The organism is Candidatus Dormiibacterota bacterium, assembly GCA_035544955.1.
In the GTDB taxonomy this organism is placed as follows: Bacteria; Chloroflexota; Dormibacteria; order CF-121; family CF-121; genus CF-13.
Window position 1 is genome coordinate 1 of sequence record DASZZN010000039.1, and the last position, 3,224, is coordinate 3,224.

A 3,224-nucleotide genomic window follows, 5' to 3' on the forward strand; every position below is an offset into this window, starting at 1 on the left:
GTGGCCTCGGCGATTCGGGACGGCGACGTAGGATCGAGACGCCACTCGAGCACGGTGCGATCGATGACGAGCGCGCCCGGGATCTCGCCCTGCTGAGTGCGTTGGACATCGGTCCGGGTGTCGACTAGAAGCGCGCCCTGAGACTGCTCTGCGGCAGCCTGTTGGGGTTCGACGCGGACCAGCCGGCGCCGGGCTTGGTCGAGCACGTCGCCGATGGTGGGGGCCATGCGCGCCAAGTATGAAAGGCAAAGGCGCGCTCGTCCAGACACGAGACGGCGAGCAGATAGAATCTTGTGCTTGCGCCGCCGTGCCCACGTAGCTCAGGCGGTAGAGCATTTCCTTGGTAAGGAAAAGGTCCCCGGTTCGAATCCGGGCGTGGGCTCCACGACCCTTCTGAGGCCCGATTTCGTATTCATTTTCGAGGCTCTTGGAAGGCGATGGGCGCCCGGGGTCCGCGCCTTAAGTAAAGGCGAGAACCGTCATAGGCATTGCCGGGCGGCCCGAAGCGATGCCCGCCGCGCCGCCGTTACTGGCGCACGAATCGGACGTGCGTCACCGAGGCCGACCCGACCATCTCGACGTTCCCGTAGCCGACCGGTCCACCGTCCAGACCGTCAAACAGACGCTCGCCGCCCCCGAGGAAGATGGGCACGATCGCCACGTGCAGCTCGTCGATGAGACGAGCGCGCAGGTACTGCTGGATCGTCGCCACGCCGCCCCCCAAGCGGACGTCGGCGCCTCCCGCCGCCTCGAACGCCCGCGACAACGCCGCCTCGATCCCATCGGTGACGAAGTTGAACGTCGTCCCGCCCTGCATCACCAAAGACGGCCGTGAATGGCGCGTCAGCACGAACACCGGGTGGTGGTACGGCGGGTCGTCGCCCCACCAACCCTTCCATTCCTCGTCGGGCCACGGCCCGCGGACCGGGCCGAACATGTTGCGCCCCATGATCGTGGCGCCGATGCCGGTGTCGCCCGCGACCATGAACCGCTCGTCGATGCCCTCCTCGCCGCCCTCCTCGCCGATCATGCGACGGCCGTAACGGGTCGCGAAGACCCACTCGTGCAGCCGCGGCCCGCCGACGCCGAGCGGGTTGTCAAGGCTCTGCGACGGCCCCGCGCCGTACCCGTCGACCGAGATCGCGAAGTTATGGACGCGCAGTTTCGGCATGGCAACTCACCTTAACCCTTAGGAAACCTAGGGCACGCGGGGCTGACCTGACTTAGCGCGGTGGACGATCCGAGTCCGTACACCTTTAGGAAATACGGGGCACCCGAGTTCGAGCTGTTCTGGGTCAGACCGCGTGGGCTTCACGTCCTCCCAGAGGCCCGATTTCGTATTCGTTTCGGTGACCAGCCCTCCGCCACTAAGCTAAGGCCATGGCTCAACACCCCTCCTGGAACAGCGTCTACGAGGGATCGCCGCCCTGGGACATCGGCCGGCCGCAGCCCGACTTCGTGAGGCTGGCCGATGCTGGCAAGTTCCACGGACACATGCTGGACGTCGGCTGCGGAACCGGCGAGCACGTGATGCTGGCGGCGAGCCACGGTGCGGAGGCAATGGGAGTGGACGTGGCGGAGCTGGCCATCGAGCGCGCGCGGGCCAAGGCGCTGCAGCGGGGCATCAGCGCGATGTTCGAGGTCGGGGATGTGCTGCACCTCGACCGGTTGAGGCGGCAGTTCGACGTCATCACCGACAGTGGCGTGTTCCATGTCTTCGACGACGAGGAGCGCCCGGTTTATGTCAACAGCCTGAGGTCGGCCCTTCGGCCCGGGGGGATGTACTACCTGATGTGTTTCAGCGACCGCCAGCCCGGGGACTGGGGCCCGCGCCGGGTGTCGCAGGCCGAGCTGCGCGCTGCCTTCGTGGACGGTTGGTCGATCAGGTCGATAGACCCCGCGAAGTTCGCCGTCACGATCGACGACAACGGCGCCCAAGCCTGGCTCGCAACGATCGAACGCCTCTGATCAATTCCCCTCGGCCTCTTGTGGGCACGGGAATCGGGGCTGGACGCCGGGAGAGGCGCGTTTATAGGACATTCGGCTCCAAAATCCCATCATCACCAGGACGAACAGGAAACCAGCCGTCCCGGTCAAATAGACGCCGGGTGTTGGCCTTCCCGTTCCTCTGGGGATCCTCGCATTGCCAGCCGGCCGCGCACCAGGGCTGGCTCGTCGTTTGGGGATGTTTGGCGCGACTGTGCAGTGGACTGATTAGTACTCGCGGTCGATCTCTCGGTCGCTAACGGGTCTGAGAATAGACTCGTGCTCCGTAAAGTATGTATCCGATTCCTACGAATATCAGGATGTACTCACCGACAAAAACGGCAGGCGGAGGGGGAATAGTGAAGAAGAACTTAGCCTGGTCAGCAGGAGGCAGGAGGAAGGAAAGCGAGGCGTCTATTACCGCCAAGACGCCTGCGAGCTTCGCTCTTCGAAGGAACAGCGAAACCAACCCGGCAAGCGGAATCAACAAACCGACAGTGATGAAGAACCCCGCGAACGCCGGGGTCCGCAGTTCGTGTATACGAGTCTCGACTCCCAACGGAGTCAACAGGAAGCCGAGAACAAAGCCCAGCCCAAACAAGACTGCCAGTATTCCCTCTGCTCTGCTGAACGACGCAATTGTCTTGGATAACGAGGTCATTTCTTAATTCCGCCCTTGCATCCTCTCACTATGGCCACCGACCGCTGCCTCCACGGACAGCCTCCAGGTTGCCAAAGCGTTTCGCCAGCCCCTCAACGCTGATCGCCGACTCGCGTCCGTTTGCTGGAGTGGACCCGGGCTCTAGGGCAATCGCGGCGCTGGTATCAGTTTTGTGACCCCCCGTCGTCGGGAGATCTATCTGTCGTGCCACCCAGCCAATCTAAGACTAACTCAATGATTGGCCCAGGGGGATACAGGAGGCCACTGGAGGACATGAAGAAGACTCAGTTCAAGTACAGGAGGAACCACGCCGACACCACAGGAAACGGGAGGACACGGCATTACCGCGGTTTGTGGCTGTAGAGCACCACTCTAGAGATTTCGACTTGGAAGACTGTTGTCCACTTGTCCTGATTGAGCGGCTATCCGGCGAGGCCAGACCTATCCCGTGGGCTCGAGCCCAGCCCGCTACGAGGGTGCCGTCGCGCGGATCGACGCTTTCTCGGAAAAGGCCGTGGCCGTCGCGCTGGAAACGAATAGGCTGGCGCTCCTCGATCGGACCTTCACTGGAACCCAC

At 63.4% G+C, this 3,224-nt stretch carries 4 protein-coding genes and 1 tRNA gene; 2 read left to right on the plus strand and 3 right to left on the minus strand.

Annotation, left to right across the window (positions count from 1 at the left end; all coding sequences use genetic code 11):
- The coding region (locus tag VHK65_14345; GenBank protein HVS07323.1) for a rhodanese-like domain-containing protein at window positions 1-227 on the minus strand (227 nt) is incomplete at its 3' end.
- 82 nt (window positions 228-309) lie between these two features.
- Between VHK65_14345 and VHK65_14350 the strand changes: the two genes are divergently transcribed.
- A tRNA-Thr gene (locus tag VHK65_14350) sits at window positions 310-385 on the plus strand.
- Between the two features lie 141 nt (window positions 386-526).
- On the opposite strand, the gene VHK65_14355 is transcribed toward VHK65_14350, so the two are convergent.
- Complete coding sequence (locus tag VHK65_14355; protein ID HVS07324.1) at window positions 527-1,171, minus strand: dihydrofolate reductase family protein; 645 nt, start codon at window positions 1,169-1,171, stop codon at window positions 527-529.
- A 209-nt stretch (window positions 1,172-1,380) separates the two neighbouring features.
- On the opposite strand from VHK65_14355, the gene VHK65_14360 reads away from it, so the two are divergent.
- Window positions 1,381-1,968, plus strand: a complete 588-nt coding sequence (locus VHK65_14360; GenBank protein HVS07325.1) for a class I SAM-dependent methyltransferase — start codon at window positions 1,381-1,383, stop codon at window positions 1,966-1,968.
- A gap of 274 nt (window positions 1,969-2,242) precedes the next feature.
- Here VHK65_14360 and VHK65_14365 read toward each other — a convergent pair whose 3' ends face one another.
- Window positions 2,243-2,647, minus strand: coding sequence for a hypothetical protein (locus tag VHK65_14365; protein ID HVS07326.1), 405 nt, complete (start codon window positions 2,645-2,647; stop codon window positions 2,243-2,245).
- Window positions 2,648-3,224: the final 577 nt, after the last annotated feature.

Bases quoted from the DNA above. Each gene is read 5' to 3' on its own strand.
- VHK65_14365 (HVS07326.1), bottom strand. From the start codon at position 2,647: ATGACCTCGTTATCCAAGACAATTGCGTCGTTCAGCAGAGCAGAGGGA.
- VHK65_14360 (HVS07325.1), top strand. From the start codon at position 1,381: ATGGCTCAACACCCCTCCTGGAACAGCGTCTACGAGGGATCGCCGCCC.
- VHK65_14355 (HVS07324.1), bottom strand. From the start codon at position 1,171: ATGCCGAAACTGCGCGTCCATAACTTCGCGATCTCGGTCGACGGGTAC.